This window comes from Aquirufa aurantiipilula, assembly GCF_019923745.1.
Taxonomy (GTDB): domain Bacteria; phylum Bacteroidota; class Bacteroidia; order Cytophagales; family Spirosomataceae; genus Aquirufa; species Aquirufa aurantiipilula.
On sequence record NZ_JAANOG010000069.1, the window covers coordinates 1 to 235 of the forward strand.

Here is a 235-nt window from a genome sequence, read left to right on the forward strand (position 1 = left end):
AGCGGAACGTATTAATGGAATTCTAAAAGGTGAATTCTTAATAGTCAAGCCAAAAGATTTTAAACAAGCTAAAATAATGATTAAACAAGCTATAAAACATTACAATAACAAAAGACCTCACTTAGCTTTAGAATATAAAACTCCCAATCAAATACATTACAAAAAATCCTTGCCAGTTTTACCTGACAAGGACTATATTTACTAAAAAACTGTCAACCTATTTTAGGACGGGACA

1 protein-coding gene is annotated in these 235 nt (G+C 29.8%); it reads left to right on the forward strand.

The window, feature by feature from the left end:
• Positions 1 to 205 (forward strand): integrase core domain-containing protein (locus G9H60_RS13390; RefSeq protein WP_223144531.1); only part of this gene is annotated, 205 nt, incomplete at its 5' end.
• Positions 206 to 235 lie beyond the last annotated feature (30 nt).